Source organism: Flavimaribacter sediminis (assembly GCF_019492055.1).
Lineage (GTDB): Bacteria > Pseudomonadota > Alphaproteobacteria > Rhizobiales > Rhizobiaceae > Flavimaribacter > Flavimaribacter sediminis.
The window spans coordinates 303,814-321,920 of sequence record NZ_JAICBX010000002.1 but is presented as its reverse complement, the minus strand read 5'-3'; the positions used below and the strand labels follow the sequence as shown (position 1 = coordinate 321,920).

General features: G+C 59.6%; 14 protein-coding genes. 4 read left to right on the top strand and 10 right to left on the bottom strand.

What is annotated here, in order from left to right; genetic code table 11:
* Positions 1–163: 163 nt before the first annotated feature.
* Positions 164–2,116 carry an acetoacetate--CoA ligase gene (locus K1W69_RS09725; RefSeq protein WP_220228170.1) on the top strand — a complete coding sequence of 651 codons (1,953 nt, stop codon included), beginning with the start codon at positions 164–166 and terminating at the stop codon, positions 2,114–2,116.
* A 1-nt stretch (position 2,117) separates the two neighbouring features.
* Here the strand turns inward: K1W69_RS09725 and K1W69_RS09720 are convergent, their stop codons facing one another.
* Positions 2,118–2,711: a TetR/AcrR family transcriptional regulator gene (locus tag K1W69_RS09720; RefSeq protein WP_220228169.1), complete on the bottom strand. Its 594-nt coding sequence runs from the start codon at positions 2,709–2,711 to the stop codon at positions 2,118–2,120.
* A gap of 61 nt (positions 2,712–2,772) precedes the next feature.
* On the opposite strand from K1W69_RS09720, the gene K1W69_RS09715 reads away from it, so the two are divergent.
* Entirely contained in the window at positions 2,773–3,402 is a 630-nt protein-coding gene (locus K1W69_RS09715; RefSeq protein ID WP_220228168.1) for an NAD(P)-dependent oxidoreductase, read from the top strand.
* A 103-nt stretch (positions 3,403–3,505) separates the two neighbouring features.
* Here K1W69_RS09715 and K1W69_RS09710 read toward each other — a convergent pair whose 3' ends face one another.
* From K1W69_RS09710 to K1W69_RS09675, 8 genes are all read right to left on the bottom strand, one after another.
* A complete protein-coding gene (locus K1W69_RS09710) occupies positions 3,506–4,387 on the bottom strand; it encodes a methylenetetrahydrofolate reductase (RefSeq protein ID WP_258570971.1) in 882 nt (293 codons plus the stop codon).
* A 41-nt stretch (positions 4,388–4,428) separates the two neighbouring features.
* Positions 4,429–5,805, bottom strand: coding sequence for an aminomethyl transferase family protein (locus tag K1W69_RS09705; protein ID WP_220228166.1), 1,377 nt, complete (start codon positions 5,803–5,805; stop codon positions 4,429–4,431).
* Between the two features lie 20 nt (positions 5,806–5,825).
* Positions 5,826–7,130, bottom strand: coding sequence for a TRAP transporter large permease (locus K1W69_RS09700; RefSeq protein ID WP_220228165.1), 1,305 nt, complete (start codon positions 7,128–7,130; stop codon positions 5,826–5,828).
* On the bottom strand, positions 7,127–7,639 hold the full coding sequence (locus K1W69_RS09695; RefSeq protein ID WP_220228164.1) for a TRAP transporter small permease: 513 nt from the start codon (positions 7,637–7,639) through the stop codon (positions 7,127–7,129). The genes K1W69_RS09700 and K1W69_RS09695 overlap by 4 nt, the downstream gene beginning before the upstream one ends.
* 4 nt (positions 7,640–7,643) lie before the next feature.
* Positions 7,644–8,645: a TRAP transporter substrate-binding protein gene (locus tag K1W69_RS09690; RefSeq protein WP_220228163.1), complete on the bottom strand. Its 1,002-nt coding sequence runs from the start codon at positions 8,643–8,645 to the stop codon at positions 7,644–7,646.
* Positions 8,646–8,792: 147 nt separating this feature from the next.
* The gene (ligM, locus tag K1W69_RS09685) at positions 8,793–10,199 is read right to left on the bottom strand and encodes a vanillate/3-O-methylgallate O-demethylase (RefSeq protein WP_220228162.1); all 1,407 of its coding nucleotides are present in this window, start codon (positions 10,197–10,199) and stop codon (positions 8,793–8,795) included.
* A gap of 93 nt (positions 10,200–10,292) precedes the next feature.
* The gene (locus K1W69_RS09680; RefSeq protein WP_220228161.1) at positions 10,293–11,027 is read right to left on the bottom strand and encodes a GntR family transcriptional regulator; all 735 of its coding nucleotides are present in this window, start codon (positions 11,025–11,027) and stop codon (positions 10,293–10,295) included.
* 394 nt (positions 11,028–11,421) lie between these two features.
* Positions 11,422–11,982, bottom strand: a complete 561-nt coding sequence (locus K1W69_RS09675) for a TetR/AcrR family transcriptional regulator (protein WP_220228160.1) — start codon at positions 11,980–11,982, stop codon at positions 11,422–11,424.
* A gap of 139 nt (positions 11,983–12,121) precedes the next feature.
* Here K1W69_RS09675 and K1W69_RS09670 point away from each other — a divergent pair, with 139 nt between their 5' ends.
* Positions 12,122–13,273, top strand: coding sequence for an efflux RND transporter periplasmic adaptor subunit (locus K1W69_RS09670; protein ID WP_220228159.1), 1,152 nt, complete (start codon positions 12,122–12,124; stop codon positions 13,271–13,273).
* Complete coding sequence (locus K1W69_RS09665; RefSeq protein WP_220228158.1) at positions 13,270–16,365, top strand: efflux RND transporter permease subunit; 3,096 nt, start codon at positions 13,270–13,272, stop codon at positions 16,363–16,365. The genes K1W69_RS09670 and K1W69_RS09665 overlap by 4 nt, the downstream gene beginning before the upstream one ends.
* On the opposite strand, the gene K1W69_RS09660 is transcribed toward K1W69_RS09665, so the two are convergent.
* Positions 16,353–18,041 (bottom strand): ABC transporter permease, encoded by a 1,689-nt coding sequence (locus tag K1W69_RS09660; RefSeq protein ID WP_220228157.1) that lies wholly within the window; start codon positions 18,039–18,041, stop codon positions 16,353–16,355. The genes K1W69_RS09665 and K1W69_RS09660 overlap by 13 nt on opposite strands.
* Positions 18,042–18,107 lie beyond the last annotated feature (66 nt).

Here is an 18,107-nt window from a genome sequence, read left to right as displayed (position 1 = left end):
GTGGCGGTTTTGCGATCCGAATGCGCGACGCCGGTTGCCAGAAATATTTCGACATATCGACCGGCTTTGGCGTGAAAATATGGCTGCAGTAAATTGATCTGCAGCCCGTCGCTGGAGTAAGCAACATTTTCGTAACAGTCCGTTTTCATCATCGGAGGGGTAGATGACCGATCAAAAACCATTGTGGGCGCCGTCAAGGGAAGCGATTGAAAGCGCAACGGTCACTGCATTTGCGCGTTATTGTGCACAGGCCACCGGTCAGGAACTCGCCGATTACGATGCGCTTTACGACTGGTCCGTGAATGATCGCGCGGCTTTCTGGTCGTGCGTCTGGGATTTCTGCGGCGTGACAGGCGAGAAGGGCGAGCGGATCCTTGCGAATGGCGACGCCATGCCGGGCGCGGCCTTCTTTCCCGACGCCCAATTGAACTTCGCCGAAAACCTTCTGTCGTGCAGCGGCGAAGGCGACGCCATCATTTTTCGGGGAGAAGACAAGGTCCGCTCGAGATTGAGTTGGGATGAATTGCGCAGTCTGGTCTCGCGCCTTCAGCAGGCGATGCGGGATCTGGGCGTGGAGCAAGGCGACCGCGTCGCCGCCATGATGCCGAACATGCCGGAAACGATTGCGGCGATGCTCGCCACAGCGTCCATAGGCGCCATCTGGTCGTCCTGTTCTCCTGATTTCGGCGACAAGGGGGTGCTTGACCGTTTCGGCCAGATCGAACCGAAACTGTTCATTTCCTGTGACGGCTACTGGTACAATGGCAAGAAGCAGGATGTTTCGGAAAAACTGAAGACGGTGGAAAAGGCGTTGAAGCCCTTGAAGACCGTTGTCATTCCCTATGCCGGCGAAGCCGCCGATCTCGCTGCTGCGCTCGACAATGCAGCCACGCTGTCGGATTTTATCGCGCCGTTCCAGAGCCGCGACGTCGTCTATACGCGGCTGCCGTTCAACCATCCGCTCTACATCCTGTTTTCCTCGGGCACCACGGGCATCCCGAAATGTATCGTCCATTCGGCCGGGGGCACGCTGCTGCAGCATCTGAAAGAGCAGCAGTTGCATTGCAGCCTGCGGCCAGACGAGCGGCTGTTCTATTTCACGACCTGCGGCTGGATGATGTGGAACTGGCTGGTGTCGGGCCTCGCCTCGAAGGCCGTGCTGTGCCTCTACGATGGGTCGCCATTCTATCCGGACGGAAACATCCTGTTCGACTATGCTGCGGAAGAGAAATTCACGATTTTCGGCACGTCGGCCAAGTTCATCGATGCGGTGCGCAAGGCGGGGCTCAAGCCCAAGACCTCGCATGATCTTTCGACCATGCGCATGATGACGTCCACGGGGTCGCCGCTTTCCCCGGAAGGCTTCAACTTCGTCTATGAGGGAATCAAGGACGACGTCCATCTTGCCTCGATTTCGGGCGGCACGGATATTGTTTCCTGCTTCGTGCTTGGCGTTCCCGTAAAGCCTGTCTGGTCAGGCGAAATCCAGGGCGCCGGTCTCGGCATGGCGGTCGACGTCTGGAACGAGTCTGGCGAACCGGTGCGTCTTGAGAAGGGCGAACTCGTCTGCACGCGGCCTTTCCCTTGCATGCCGGTCGGGTTCTGGAACGACGAGGACGGAAGCAAATACCACTCGGCCTATTTCGATCGCTTTGACAATATATGGTGCCATGGCGATTTCGCCGAGTGGACCGGGCACGGCGGAATGATCATACACGGGCGCTCGGACGCCACGCTCAATCCCGGCGGCGTGCGCATCGGCACTGCTGAAATCTACAACCAGGTCGAGCAGATGGACGAGGTTGTCGAGGCCATATGTATTGGCCAGGACTGGGACGATGATGTGCGGGTCGTTCTCTTCGTGCGCCTTTCCGACGGCGTCGAACTTGACGAGGATCTGGTGAGGAGGATCAAGAGCCGCATTCGCACCGGCGCGTCCCCGCGGCATGTCCCGGCCGTCGTGCTGGCGGTGAAGGATATTCCGAGAACCAAGTCGGGCAAGATCACTGAACTTGCCGTGCGCGACATCGTTCACGGTCGCGAGGTCAAGAACAAGGAAGCCCTTGCAAATCCCGAAGCGCTCGAGCTTTTCTCAGATCTGGAAGAACTGCGTTAGTTCAGGTTTCGCAAACCAGCATTCGGCGTGCAAGCGTCTTCATGGCGTCCACATAGGCCTCCTGCGTCCAGCCGCAGGCGACGGTAAGCTGTCGCCAGTTATGAACCATCAGAAGGGTCCATAAGAGGTCGGTCGCCTTGTCAGCGTCGAGTTCGGGCCTCAGTCGGCCGTCTCGATCGAGCGCCTTGACGGCTGCCTCGCACCCCTCGCGCACGGCCTGCATGCGGTTGCTCCAGGCCTCTTTCGCCGCCGGATCCTTGTCCTGCATCGCCAGCAAGGCCGCTGCGACCCCGAAAATCTCGGGAATATAGTTGCCCCAGGCCTCGATGAAGGCGTCCAGCCGCGTCAACCCTGTCGTCGCCGAGCGACTCGCGGCCAGACGCGCATCAATATTCTTGACCTCGTCCAGGTAGCGGGTCGTCGCGATCAGCAGATCGACCCTGTTCGGAAAATGCAGGTAGAGCGCCTGTCGGCTGACGCCGGCCTCTTTCGCAATGTCGGACATGCGCACGTCGTCGCCGGTCGTGCTTTCGAGCAGTCGCCAGGTGGATTCGAGAATTTTTGTGCGAGTATCGGGTTTATTCCTTGACATCATGTAAAGTTATCACTAATTGACACCATGTCAACTTTACATCGTGTCAAGTCAGGAGATCGTTATGAAAGTCATTCTATTCGGGGCGTCCGGAACCGTTGGCCGTCTTGCTGTCGATAAAATGCTTGCCGGAGGATGCGAGGTAACCGCTTTTGCGCGTCATCCCGAAAAGCTGAGGAATTCGAACCCGAACCTTACGCGTGTCGCCGGAGACGTCATGGATCCGGAGGCTGTGGCGAACGCAGTCCGCGGTCACGACGCCGTGGTCGTCACCCTTGGGTCGGGAATGTCTCGCAAGGGGGTCGTCCGGTCGCAGGGCACGCTGAACGTCATCCAGGCCATGCAGCGGAACGGGGTGCGGCGCCTGATCTGTCAGTCGACGCTCGGCGCGCACGAAAGCTGGGACAATCTCAACTTCTTCTGGAAACGCATTATGTTCGGACTGGTCCTGCGCCCGGTGTTTCGGGATCACGAATTGCAGGAGCAACTGGTTCGCGCCAGCGGCCTTGACTGGACCATCGTGCGCCCGAGCGCCTTTACGGACGATCCGGCGTCCGGACGGTACAGGGAGGGATTTTCAGCCGGCGAACGCAACCTCGCCCTTAAAATATCCCGCAGCGACGTCGCGGAATTCCTGAAGCGGCAGTTGAAGGACACAACCTATGTCAATCGTGCCGTCGGGATCTCCAACTGACCATGGGTATAATGGGGGTTCGCCTTCGCATCGCAATCGGCCCGGCGCGCCTACGCGTGGCGGGCGACAGCCTGATCGCCCGGGCCTGCCCCCTCGACAAGTTTCAGGCTGTCTCGTTCCTGACCGTGTGCGGCGAAAGTCGCCAGCTTCCGCGATCCACGAGCCACTCCGAGGCCTTCTTGATGCCGCCGAAGGGAAAGACGTGAATTTGCCGGATGGCGGTTTCAGGCCGCGAAAGAACATGGTTTTCGATCGGCGCAACCACGTCTTCAGGCGAGTGGCTTGTGGCGAGCATGGTCAGAGAGCGCGTATTGCGCTTGAAGAAGCTCAACGAATTGCCGACGCCGCACATCGCCGCATATTTGATGAGTGTGGTGATTTTGGCGGGGCCAGCGACGCCAAGATGCACGGGCAGATCGACGCCGTGATCCTTCAGGCTGTCCGCCCATTTGATAAACTTGTCGCCGTCGAATCCGAACTGCGTCACAATGCGGATTTTGGCGTCGGTTCGTTCGCCGAAGGATTTTTTCAAACGCAGCGCTTCCAGCGCCACTTCCTCGGAGAAGTCCGGGCTTCCCTCCGGATGGCCCGCAACCCCCATATTGGTCACGCCATATTTGTCGAAGAAACCGGTTTCCAGAACTTCCATGCTCGAAGAGAATTCGCCGGCCGGCTTTTCAAGCCCGCCGCCAATCACGAGCACGTCCTGTACGCCGGCCGACTCGGCCATCGCCTTGATGCGGTCTTCCAGCGCCTGCCGGGTTGTGAGGCGGCGCGAGGCGAAATGCGGGACCGGGGTGTAGCCGAGATCGTGCACGCGGCGCGCAGCGGCGACCAGTGTCTCGGTCGGATCTGATCCGACATCGGTGATATAGACTCGAACGCCTGCTGGAAAGAGCCCTGGTAGATCAGCCGATTCGACAGCCTGTCTCGGAGACACCTCGATTGATGCCTCTATTTTCTTCCCTGCGTTGGGCGTGGTCATATCGACTTCTCCTTTCATCTGCTGCAATCGGGCGCAACGGTTTATGACTGGGTCCTGTAGAATTTACGGCTTGCTTCGTGAATTGGCCATGGCTGTACGGTTGCCCGCACCGCCGTCTGCCGGTGCGGTTCGACATTGGGCTTGGCGCTGCCGCCGTCCGGTTCGCCCCACAGGACGCTGACTTCCGCGCCCGGTTGCGCGACCGCATCGTCCAGGATCGCAAGCGATATCCACGCGCGTTCGTTGGCCGAAAACACCGGACTGATCGAGACGCCGACATCCTTTCCCCCGTCCTGCACACGGTCATAGGGATGCGTGGCGTAATGGGCGGCCGGCATTTCCATGAGTTTGGCGGGAAGGTCCTCGTCATCCATCATGCCGGCGAACACCGACAGCACGTCGTCACGGTTCCATACCAGCGTCATCTTGCGACGGTGCGGGCCGTCCGCCATCTTTTCCAGCGCCTCGCGGCCGATGAAATCGTGGTCGAACTTGACGACGCGGCCGTAGTCGAGATCCCAGGGCGTCAGATAATAATCTTGGACATTGTCCGACATCAGGCTGCCGCCGAGCGATGAGACGCCTTCGAACCCGTTCGCAGGCAGCCATTCGCGATAGGCTTGCATGCCCTTGCCGGTAAAGATCGCCGGCAGCGGGGAGGGGATCCAGCCCGATTCCGCAGCGGCCGTGGAATAGGCGCGCGCGCCAACCTGCCTCAACCCGAACGCCTCACCGGCTTTCAGGATCGCCGCCCTGACTGCCGCGCCGTCCTCAAATGGCCCCCAGAGTTCCAGACCCTGTGCGCCGCCCATACCGTGCGACAAGGTGCGGGCTTTGCATCCGGCTATGGTGATTTCACCCATGTTGAAGAATTTCGTCGTCAGCGGTCCGCCTTCGTTCACCGTTTCCAGAAGCTTCAGGGCATTCGGTCCCTGCACCTCGAAGCGGTATGTCTTGCGGGGCTTGTCAGGGTTTTCCAGTGTCCGGATATCGCGTTCGACAGTGACGTCGTAGTCGCCCTTTTCGGCATGATACTGAACCCAGTTGGGCAGCACCGGACGGCCGACGATATTCACAGCGTCGTCTTCAAGGCCGAAGACGATGGCGTCGCCGATCACACAACCCTCATGATTGCAGCAGATCAGTTGCTTGGCCTTGTTGCGGCCGAAACCGGCGAAGCTGTTGACGCCGAGATCGGACAGAAGCCGGATCGTGTCCGCGCCCTGAACATAAAGATCCGTCATGTGAAAGGACTGGTCCATCAGCGCCGCTGTTTCCCGCCAGGCGCGCTGTTCCTCCATCCATGTGGAGAACTCCGGTGCGATCGGAAACTGGTAGCGGCCCGTCTGGGCGTTCTGCATCATCGTGGCCGGGTTGCCGAATTGCCTGATCCTGTCTTCCAGCGATTGTTGCGACATGGTCTCCTCCCGGATTTACCTTAGTTGATCATCGAGTTCGGCAGAAACAGAGATATCTGCGGAAACGCCGCCAAAAGAATCAGCGCCACCAACATCGCGCCCCAGAAGGGTAACACGCCTATGAAGATCTGCGAGAGGGGGACATCCCTGGCGACCGATTTCACGATGAAGACGTTGACGCCGACCGGCGGCGAAATCAGCCCCATTTCCAGCGTCAGAACCAGCAGAACGCCAAACCAGATCGGATCGATGCCGAGCTGCATGATGACCGGAAAGAAGATCGGCATCGTCAGCACCAGCATGGCGAAGCCCTCGAGAAAGCAGCCGAGCACCAGGTAGCAGGCGAGGATCAGCAGAAGGATCCCGAAAGGCGGCAGATCGAGCGCGCCGAGAAATGCGCCGACAGCCTGCGGAATGTGACTGAGCGCAAGGAACGGATTGATCATGTGGGCGGCGATCAGGATCAGCATGACGGTGGCTGTCGTCACGACCGAATCCTGCGTCGCGTCCCACAATGCGCGCAGCGTCAACCGACGCATGGCCGCGCCGGTCACGATGACCAGACCGGCGCCGACGGCCGCCGCCTCGACCGGCGAGAAGAACCCGCCATAGATGCCGCCGATCGTCAGGACGATGATTCCGAGTATCGGCGCCGCCCCGCCAAGGGCCTGAAATTTCTCCGAGACGCTGGTTTTTGGCCCGGCTGGTCCAAAGCCCGGCCGGATCCAGCAAAGCAGGCTGATGAGAAGGACAAAGATCGTCAGAAGCAGCAGTCCGGGCAGGACGCCGGCCAGAAACAGCCGGCCGATCGATTGCTGAGTGAGGATGGCGTAGATGACGAAACCGGTCGACGGCGGAATGAGGATGCCCAGCGTTCCGCCGGCCGCGACGGCGCCTGTTGAAAGGCGCGGGTCGTAGTTGAAGCGGTCCATCTCCGCCAGCGACACCTTGCCCATGGTGAGCGCCGAAGCCACCGACGACCCGGAAAGCGCTGCGAACCCGCCGCATCCGATGATTGTCGCGGACGCCAGGCCGCCGCGGATCGAGCCGATGATCGCATAGGCTGCGTCATAGAGACGGCGGCTCATGCCGGTCGCCGTCGCGACATTACCCATAAGAATGAACAGCGGCACCACCACGAGTTCCGCAGAGGAGGCGAGCGTAAATGTTTCCGAGGCCATCAGGCTCATGGCGGCCGGCAATCCGTTGAGAATGGCAATGCCGCCGAAGCCGATTGCGAACATGGCGAAGGCCACCGGCACGCGCAAAACCAGCAGCGCAAGCAGCAGCGCCATGCCGACTGCGCCAATGGCCCCTGCGCTCATAACAGGCCTTCCCGTTCTTGGCGTACATCCCGTCCGCTCAAGGAAAGTTCGATCGCGCGCAGCAGCATGGCCAGCGCCGTTATCGCTGCAAAGGCGCACAGCGACCATTGAAACCAGGCTTTGGGCAGGCTGATGATGTTCGTCTTCAGCCTGAGCATGAGCGAGAGTTGTGACGATTCCCAGACTGTCCAGGCGATGCCCGCGAAGATCGCGCAGCCGATCAGCGCGCCTGCGATATCGGTGACGCGATTGAGCCAGCCTGGAAAGGTATGTTCAAAGACATCGACAGCGATATGGCCGCCAAGCTTGTCGCACAGCGCCATGCCGCCGAACACAACGATCACCATCGCCATTTGGGACATGTCCTGAGCGCCGATCAGGGGATGTCCGAAATAGCGACCGGTGACGTCGACCAGTATCACGCAGACTTCGAATATGAGCCCAATAGAGCCGATCATTGCGGACAGGCTGATCAGCCTGTCCGCAATCTGCCTCACAATGTTCAGCAAGGAATTATTCTCCCCGCATTGCGGAAAGTACGTCTTGTGCGTTCATTTCGGCGATCAGCTTGTCGGTCACCGGCAGGGTCAGTTCTCCGAACGCCGCCGCCTCGTCGTCGGACAGGACGATCACAGTGTTGTCGCCCGCGTCCTTGATCGATTGCAGAACGTCGTCGGCGCGGGCGTTCCAGCCCTCTTCGCCACTCTTGGAGAGGCTGCGGCCGCTGTTCTTGTCGATGGCCGCCTTCAGGGCGTCCGGCAGGCTGTCATATTTGCCCTGGTTCATCACCAGATAGAAGGTGATATGGCCGAGCGGGGCGCCGAACGTGTAGCTGTTGGCCACTTCATCAAGCTTGAAGTCGCCCACGGCGCTCGTGCCGGTAATCACTCCGTCGATCAGCCCCGTCTGCAGGGCGTTGTAGATTTCGCCTGCAGGCATCTGCACCGGCGTTGCGCCCAGCGCTTCGACGGTGGCCGCGGCGGTGGAGCCGGAAACCCTGATCTTCAGTCCCTTGATGTCGTCGGGCGTGCGAACGTCATGATCCTTCATGATGAAGATGTTCGGTTCGGAAGCCCACAGGGCCAGCGGTTTGGTGCCGGGGAACTCGTCCTTAAGATGATCGTCATAGGCGTTCCAGATCATGTCGTAGCCGGTCATTCCGTCCATGGCGCCCGGCATTTCAACGATCATGCTTTTGGGAAACTGAGACGACGTATAGCCCTGCAGACCCCAGGTGATATCCGCCACGCCCTGAAGCGCGCGGACATATTGTTCCAGCGGGCCGGCTCCGAGCTCGCCGCCCGGATAGACCTGGATCTTCAACTCGCCGTTGGAATCCTGCTCAACGCCATTGGACAGCGGCTCGACCACAGACCGGGTGACGATATGCGCCGGCGGCACGAAGTGCGCGAGTTTCAGCGTTTCTTCCGCCTGCGATGGGATCGACAAGCCGGTAAGGGCGGCGGCGGCGATTGTCGCGGTGGCAAGACCACCGAAAATGCGATTGATACTCATCGTTATCCTCCTGTTTGATGATACTTGCCCCGCCGACAGGATCGAGGCTGCGCCTCGTTCACGCAGCGGGGTTATTCCTCCTCGTATCATTGCCGCCGGCCGTTTCCGGCCGGCGGTAGGCCTGGTGTTCCCGCGCCTATCAGTACGTCAGGCCGACTTTTTGGTGCGCCAGCTCTCAGCGTAGTTCTCGCGCGCTTCGCTGGCGTAGGGCGTCGGCGACACGCGCACCCTGATTTCCGTCTGCTTGTGCTTTTCCGTCGACGTCTTCTGGGTTTCCTCCGGTTCACCCCAGACGAGCGTCAGCACGTCGCCTTCCTGCACGTCGTCATCGACGACGCCCAGCGAGAGCAGACAGCGTTCGTTGAACGAATAGCCGTTGAACATCGACATGCCGACCATTTTGTCGCCATTCATGATCATGTCGGCGCTGGTGGATGCGTAGTTCGGCTGCGGGAAATCGATCCATTTGTAAGGCGTGCCGCCGTCAAAGCCGGATGCAATCACCTTGAGCACGTCATCGCGGTTCCATTCGAAGGTGACCTTCTTGCGGTTCTTGCCTTCCTTCATCCTGGTCAACGCGTCCTTGCCGATGAAGTCGGATTTCCACCCGATATAGAAGCCGTAGCCGAGTTCGAACGGATTGACGTAGTAGTCCTCGATATTGTCGCTGACAAAGCTGCCGCCAATGGAGCCGGCTGCTTCATAGCTGTCCGCGCCCAGCCATTCGCGATATTCCTTCATCATGCCGTCGCCCGTGTAGATGCCTGGCAGCGGCGACGGAATCCAGCCGGATTCCAGCGTGTTCGTCGAATAGGCGCGGCTGCCCACCTGGCGCAGGTCGACGCCGACGTCCCGCGCGGCTTCCAGGATCGTGGACTGAATGTAGTGTTTGTCGGCATAGGGCCCCCACACTTCGAGACCCGGCGCGCCGGCCATGCCGTGCCGCAGGGCCTGGACCCGTTTCGAACCGATATTGATCCAGTCGACATGGAAAAACTTCACGTCGGGAATGGCGCCGCCGTTGATCTTGTCGAAGATCTTGTTGGCGTCCGGACCCTGGATCTGGAAACGGTAGTGCGTGCGATAGATCGCCTTGCCGTCCGGGCGGCTGTCGGAACGCGGATCGTGGATCAGCCGCACTTTCCAATTGCCGATGGCTGCCTGGAACTTGACCCAGTTTGCCGTCGGTGCGCGGCCGACGAGGACGAACTTGTCTTCGCGCTCGCGAAAAATGATCATGTCGCCGATGACGTGGCCGGCCGGCGTGACCGGCACGAAATGCTTTGCCCGGTTCAGATCGAAATTGGCGAAGCTGTTGATGCCGACATGTTCAAGAAACGCCGCCGCATCCGGTCCTTCGACGATCAGTTCGTCCATGTGATGTGTCTGGTCGAACAGGACAGCCGTGTCTCGCCAGGCGCGCTGCTCGTCGCGCCAGTTGGAGAATTCCGGCGCTACGACCGGGTATACATACATTCCGATTTTCGAGTTGCGGAGATGATTTACGGTGTTGCCGCTTTCGCGCAGAACGTCTTCCAGACTGGATACAGTCATATCTCTTCCTCCCATATGGATGCTGCGTGTATACATAACTGCCCGATTTATGGATCGGACGCAAGCATAAATCGGCGCTGCCGGCCGGCGCTGTCAGTTGGTGACGATCGCCAGGCTCGGCACCTGGTCCCTGAGACTTGCTTCCTGTCTCAGCACGTAATCGAGATTGCGCCTTGCCGTGCGCGCATGCTCGCGCGCCAGATGTTCGGCGCGACTGCCCTCGCGCGCGGCGATGGCTGCGGCTATCGCGCGGTGCTGCTCCTGCGCCACCTGCAGGGAGCGACGGAACGCCACGATGTCGGACCGGTCGGGCAGGAAGGCCGAGGGGGATGCGAAAGGCAGGCGGCAAACACGCTCCACCTCCCGCTTGACCATATCGCTGCCGGACAGCGACGCCAGAACCTGGTGAAACTCGGCGTTCAGCTCTGAGTATCGCTCAAAATCCACGGTATCGCGGGATTCTCCGAAGCAATCGTCGAGTTCCGAAACCAGATGGTCCATGCGTGACTGGAGGTCCTGCCGGGCGCCGCGCTCTGCCGCCAGACGCGCCGCGGTGCCTTCCAGGACGCCGCGCAATTCAATGGCGTCGACGACGTCGTCCATCGTGAAGGTCCGGACGACGAAGCCGCCATTCTTGAGCCGTTCCAGAAGACCTTCCTCGGTCAATCTCGACATGGCGTCGCGCAGCGGCGTTCGCGATATCTGCAATTCTTCAGCAAGCGGCACTTCGAACAGGCGCGTTCCGCCGGTGAGTTGGCCGTTAATGATCTTCTCACGCAGTTCTATGACCGTTCGCGCGGCGTGGGTGGCTGCCGTGTTCTGGCTCATCCTCGCGGTTTCCTCTGTTGTCTGTTCTCTGCGAGTTTCAGAAGTTATGTATACACGAGTTATGGAAAAAGGAAAATCAGATGCCTAGTGGGACATAATCGCCTGACGACCCGAAGGCAGCAAATGTCAGGCAATCGAGGGCGGCGCTTTGCGGCGACGGAGCTTTTTATGGTTAATCGAAAGTAAACAAGAAATTAACCGTACCTTTACAGGGCGGCCCGTTGGTTACGATTTGATCAGCTTTGTTAAGGAATCGTTTACGGTCGCCTTCGTATGGTCCGCGTGGCTGACCCATCTTGGCGTTCAGTCACGAATTCAGGCGATGTTGGTCTTTTTGGCGAAGCCTGCTTTACATTTCAGCAAATTTCATAAGTGCGCTTCGGCGCACTTTTTTTTATTCTTCCGGGGAGGCTGGCGTTTCTGTCGACCCGGACAGCAGATAGGCGTCGATCGCATCCCGGTCATCGCCCGAAAGCAGGTCAGCTCCGAACAGCTTCAAGCTGTGCATTCCTTCGATCGCAAGGTAAGCCAGGAGCGTCCTTGTTCGATCGGCCGATCCAGCAAGCAGGCGTTGGAGAAGTTTGCGCCGGAAGTCGTTGAACGGATCGAGGAAGTCCGGATCTTCGGCCATGGCCGAGAAGATCCAGGAGGCGGGAGGCTGCTTTTCATCAAGCGATTTCAGGGACATGGCGACATAGGCCTTCATCAAGGCCTCTCCGGAATCGTCCCGCGTCACCGCCTCATCAAGGTTGGCTTCGAATTCGGCGATATAGTCTTCCACGAGGCCCGTCATCAGCGCGGCCTTGGATGGGAAATGGTAGAGAAGCCCGCCCTTGGAAACGCCGGCCCGCCCCGCGACCGCGTCGAGGGAAAGCTTGCCCGGACCGGCGTCGCGGGCAAGCGCCGCCGCCGCCGCCAGTATCCTGGATCTCGAACTCGGTCTGTTGCCGGACATTCAATTCCTCTCTATCTAGTGATAGTAAATCCATTTGACATTACCGTCCAGACGGTACAGTAAATATGGAGCTGGACACTATTCGCCTGTCACCGTCACGGGCCAATGTCATCTGATCTTCGTCCACGCAGAGGTTCCCGTGATCAAGCGTTTCATCATTGCCATCATCCTGCTTGCGATCGTCGTCGGCGGCATCGTCGGCTTCAACATGTTTCGCGATCAGGCGATCGAGCAGTTTTTTGCGAACATGCAGGCGCCTCCCGTGACCGTTTCGACCATGGAGGTCGAACCGGTTACCTGGAATCCGGGAATCATGGCCATAGGTACGGTCGGAGCGTCCAAGGGCGTCGATCTGACAGTCGAAACCACCGGCGTGGTGCGCGATATTCTTTTCGACGCAAACCAGCACGTAGAAAAGGGCACTGTGCTTGTCCAGCTTGACGACGACGTTCAGCGGGCGGACCTGAATTCGGTCGAGGCGCAAGCCGCTCTCGACAGGCAAACCCTGGAACGCGTCCAGCAATTGCGCGAACGCGGCGTCAATTCGCAAGTCAGCGTCACAAACGCCCAGGCCACAGCAGCAGTGTCGGCGGCTTTGTCGACAAAGGCCCAGGCCGTGCTCGACCAGAAACAGGTCAAGGCTCCGTTTTCCGGAACCACCGGTATCCCGCGCGTCGATCCAGGCCAATATGTATCGCCCGGCACGGTGATCGCGACGCTTCAGGATCTCGACACGATGCGGGTGGACTTCACTGTTCCCGAGCAGCGTTTCGACGATCTCGAGATCGGGCAGAATGTAGTCTTTGGAATAACCGCCGACGACATGCCGTTCACCGGTTCGATCACCGGCATCGATCCGAAAGTTGACCCCGTCACACGCATGGTTTCCGTGCGGGCAATCATCACCAATCCGGATGGAAAGCTCAATCCCGGTCAGTTCGTACAGGTCAGGGTCAAGCTTCCTGAAGAAGAGAATATTCTTGCCATTCCGCAGACGGCGCTGATCACAAGTCTTTATGGAGACTATGTCTATCGCGTCAGCAACGCCGAAGATGCAGACGGTGATGCGGCTGGGGCCGAAGGGGATGCGCCAGCCCGATTGATCGCCAAACAGATCTTTGTCAAACCCGGCCGTCGCAGTCGCGGCTGGGTCGAGATTGCAGAAGGCGTTTCAGCAGGCGACACGGTCGTCACGGCTGGGCAGAACCGGCTTTCCAACGGTGCAACGGTAACAGTGGACAACGCCATCAATCCCGGCGTAGTCGCTACCGGGAATACGGACGCCGAATGAATTTCTCGAACATATTCATACAGCGTCCGGTTCTCTCGACGGTTCTGGCGTTTCTCATCCTCATTCTCGGATTCCAGGGCATCTTCAACCTGCAGATCCGTGAATATCCCGAGGTCGAGGAAACCGTCATCACCATTACCACGGTCTATCCGGGCGCAAGTCCCGATCTCGTCCAGGGCTTCATCAGCGCCCCGGTCGCAGCCGCCGTCGCGACGACCGAAAACATCGACTACGTTACGTCTCAAAGCCTGCTGTCGACGAGCATCGTCACGGTGCACATGCGCCTCGGCTCAAATCCCGACGTCGCCCTTACGGAGGTGCTCTCCAAGGTGCAACAGGTGCGCGGCGATCTTCCAGCGGATGCGCGAGACCCGACGATTGTCAAGGGAACGGGCCAGACCTTCGCCCTGATGTATCTGTCCATGCAGAATCCGAACATGACTTCGGAACAGTTGACCGAGTACATCAAGCGGGTCATCAGGCCCCGAATGTCGACGGTCAGGGGCGTTGCGGACGTCCAGATCCTTGGCGCCGCGGACTATACGATGAGAGTCTGGATCGACCCCGTAAAACTCGCCGCCCACAGCATCACAGCTTCGGAAGTTCTCGCCGCCATCAACGCGTCTAATTTCCTTTCAGCGCCCGGCAAGACAGAAAATGAATATGTCGCCTATTCCATTACCCTGAGATCGACGTTGCAGACCGAGGAGGCCTTTTCCGAACTGCCGGTGAAGTCGGAAGACGGAAAGGTCGTACGGCTGCGCGATGTCGCCGAGGTCGAACTCGGCGCCGAAAGCAAAGACACCATCGTTAACATCAACGGTCAGGGCGGCACATTCATCGGCATCTACCAGACGCCGGCAGCCAATCCACTCGACACGGCGTCTGCAGTCATTGAAGAATTGCCGACGATTCAGGCAAGCCTGCCGGAAGGCATGTCGATCGCCCTGGTCTACGATTCGACCGAGACGATCAGCGCCTCGATCGAGGAGGTCTTCAAGACCATTGGCGAAGCCGTGATCATCGTGATCGTCGTAATCTTGCTGTTCCTGGGTTCATTCCGATCGGTGCTCATGCCGGTTGTGACCATTCCTCTGTCTCTCATCGGCGTTTGTTTCCTTCTTCTGATGATGGGTTATTCGCTCAACCTGCTTTCGTTGCTGGCCATGGTGCTGGCGATCGGCTTGGTGGTCGACGACGCGATCGTGGTGGTCGAGAACATTCATCGTCATATCGAAGAAGGCCTGTCGCCCATGCAGGCCGCCTTTACCGGCATGCAGGAGATTTCATCCGCCGTCATCGCCATGACGATCACGCTTGCCGCGGTGTTCGCGCCGCTGGCCTTCACAGGCGGTTTGACAGGCGCTCTGTTCCGGGAATTCGCCTTGACGCTTGCGGGCGCGGTGATCATTTCCGGCATCGTCGCCCTGACGATCACGCCGATGATGAGCGCGCGCCTTCTGAAAGCCGGACAACAGAGCAGGTTCGCCAATTTCGTCGACCGCTGTTTCGAATGGATTTCCGATCGCTATGAGCGGCTTGTCGACGGGTCTCTGAAATATCGTCCGGTCACGCTGCTCGTTGTCATTGCTCTGGTCGGCGTCACGGTCTTCATGTTCACCAAGACATCGAGCGAACTCGCGCCCGAAGAGGACGCCGGCGCCCTGTTCGCCCTGATCAACGCGCCGCGTTATGCAACGAGCGAATACACCGACCTCTACGCCGACCAGATTCGTGAACTGACGAAGGATATTCCAGAACTCGACAAGGACTTCCAGATCGTCGGCTTCTCCGGACAAACCAACAGCGCGATCGCCGTCTGGAGCTTCAAGGACTGGAGCGAACGCGAGCGGTCGCAAAAGGAGATCCAGGCCGATATTCAGGCGCGGCTGTCAAAGGTCGCCGGGGTCGAGGCTTTGGTCTTTTCACCACCGTCCCTGCCGGGATCAGGCGGCGGCCTGCCGATTTCCGTGGTGATCCAGTCGATCGGGGATCCGAGCCAGGTCTACGAGGTCGCCGAGCAGATCAAGCAGGAGGCGATGGCGTCCGGGCGTTTCATCGTCGTCCAGAACTCGCTGGCCTATGACGCACCGGAAGTCACGGTCACGATCGACCGGGACCGCGCGGCTTCGCTCAATCTTCCGATCAGCGACATCGGCACGACGCTCGGGCTGCTTGTTGGCGGCGGCTCGATTGCGCAGTTCGATCGCGAGTCCAACAGCTACGACATCATCATGCAGGTGCCCGAACGCTACCGAAACAATCCGGAAGCGGTCGGACAGTATTTTGTCCGCAGCATCACCGGCGACATGGTTCCGTTGTCGGCGGTCATCAAGGTTTCGACGAATGCGTCGCCGGCGGCGATCGAACAGTTCAACCAGCTGAATGCGGCGACGATTTCGGCCCTGCCGCTTCCGGGCGTTACCACCGGCGAAGGGTTGGCGTTGATCGAGGAGATCGCCCGGCCGCTGCTGCCGGAAGGCTTCTTTATCGACTATTCGGGCCAGTCCCGGTTGGAGAAAACGGAAGGCAACACGATCCTTATCGCTTTCGTTCTGGCCGTTATCATCATCTATCTGGTTCTGGCCGCGCAGTTCGAGAGTTTTCGAGATCCGTTCATCATCCTGATGTCGGTGCCGCTGTCGATATTCGGGGCGATCATCCCGCTCAATATCGGGCTTGGTACGCTCAACATCTACACGCAGGTGGGCCTCATCACGCTGGTCGGGTTGATCACCAAGCACGGAATCCTGCTCGTCGAGTTCGCCAATCAGCAGCGCCGGGAAAACGGCTTGTCGCGTCGCGAGGCGATCGTCGCCTCCGCGAAGGTGCGGCTGCGTCCGATTCTCATGACGACAGCCGCCATGGCGCTGGGCGTCGCGCCGCTGATAGTCGCCGAAGGCGCGGGGGCAGCGGCGCGTTATTCCATGGGACTGGTGATCTTCACGGGAATTCTCATCGGAACGGCATTCACCCTGTTCGTGGTGCCGATGTTCTACACCTTCATTTCACGCAAGGATTTCGGCGCTCCCGCCGAGACGCCTGAGGATCGGCGGGTCGCGGCGAAGGAAGAAACCGCTCAACCTCTGTAAAGCGGAGCGCCGGAAGGCCGCCTTATCGCCGTCCTGGAAATCAGGATGACGGGAAGGATGCCGACCAGCATAATGATCAGCGCCGCAGGCGCGGCGTCCTCAACGCGCGCCCTTGACGCATCTTCATAGACCAGTGTCGCCAGCGTGTTGAAGTTGAAGGGTCTGAGAAGCAGCGTTGCCGACAGTTCCTTCATCGTGTCGACGAACACCAGAAGCGCGGCGGTCATCGCCGCCGGACGCATCATCGGCAGGAGCACGGAAACAAATGTCTGGCTCCGGTTTCGCCCGAGGGTTCGCGCCGCCATGTCGAGATTGGGCGAGAGCTTCTGGAACCCTGCGTCCACCGATCCTTCCGCCATTGTCAGGAAACGGATGCTGCAGGCGTAGATGATGGCGGCGCCCGATCCCGTCAGAAGCAATCCGACATGCATGCCGAACATCCGTTCGGAAGCCAGATTGATCAGATTGTCCAGACCCGCCAGGGGAACCAGCACGCCGAGCGCCAGCACGGTTCCGGGAATGGCGTAGCCGAAGGAAGCGATACGGCCTGTATAGGCGACGATCCTGCTGCCGGATACGCGCGCCGCATAGGCGATGACGAACGCCATCGCAACGGTGATGAGCGTGGTGACAGTTGAGACGTAAAGACTGTCGAACAGTGCGGAGTAGAGGCGCTCGCCGGCAAACTGCTCCAGTCTTTTCAGGGCGAAACCGCCGAGCACGTAGACCGGAATTCCAAAGCCTGCAAGAACAGGCAGCGCGCAAGCGGCAGTCGCCGCCCACGCGGCGGGGCCTGTCAATTTTTGCGGAACCGTGTCGAAAACGGCTCCGGTGGTGCGCGTCACGCTGAAGCGCTGGCGTCTGCGCGCCCATCGTTCGAAGACGACGCATCCGAAGGCGATGATCAGCATCGCGCAGGCGATCTGGGCGGCGCCGGCGAGGCTGCCGCGATTAAGCCATGTGTCGTAGATCGAGAACGTAAGCGTGTTGACGCCCAGATACTCCACAGCGCCGATATCGTTCAGGGATTCCATGAGCGTGAGCGTTGTGCCGATAGCGAGCGCAGGGCGCGCCATCGGCAGTTGCACGCGAAAAAACGCGCCAAACCGCCCGACGCCCAAAGTCCGGGCGACGTCGACAGCGGCCTTGCCCTGCATAAGGAAGACGGCCCGGCAGGTCAGGTAGACATAGGGATACAGGACGAAAGAGAGGATCATCGCTGCACCCCAGAGCGATCGCGCTTCCGGAAAGCTGTACTCCGAGCCTGACGTGTATCCGAATATCGCCCGGATCGCGCTTTGGACGGGGCCTGTATAGTCGAGGAATTCGACATAGGCGTAAGCGGCGAGATAGGTCGGAACAGCAAACGGCAGGACGAGCGCCCAGGAAAGCAACCGGCGAAACGGGAAGTCGCAGGAGACGACGAGCCAGGCCGAAAGAATCCCCATCGAGCCCGACAGGACCGCGACGCCCGAGAGCAGAAGAACCGTCGTCCAGATCGACTGCGGAATTACATAACGGATCAGGTGCGGCCAGTCCTGTGACGATCCGGTCAGGGCGATGACGAACAGCGCGATGACGGGAATGAGGACGAAGACCGAAATGACAAACGCCAGAACGGGCAGGGCTGCGCCGCTGCGCGCGGATCGTGAAGCAGTCAACGGGAAATGAGCCATCTGTCTTTATCTTGCGCCAACGGATCCGGATGCGGCTTTCCGCGTCTTCTTCCACAAATCGGCGTT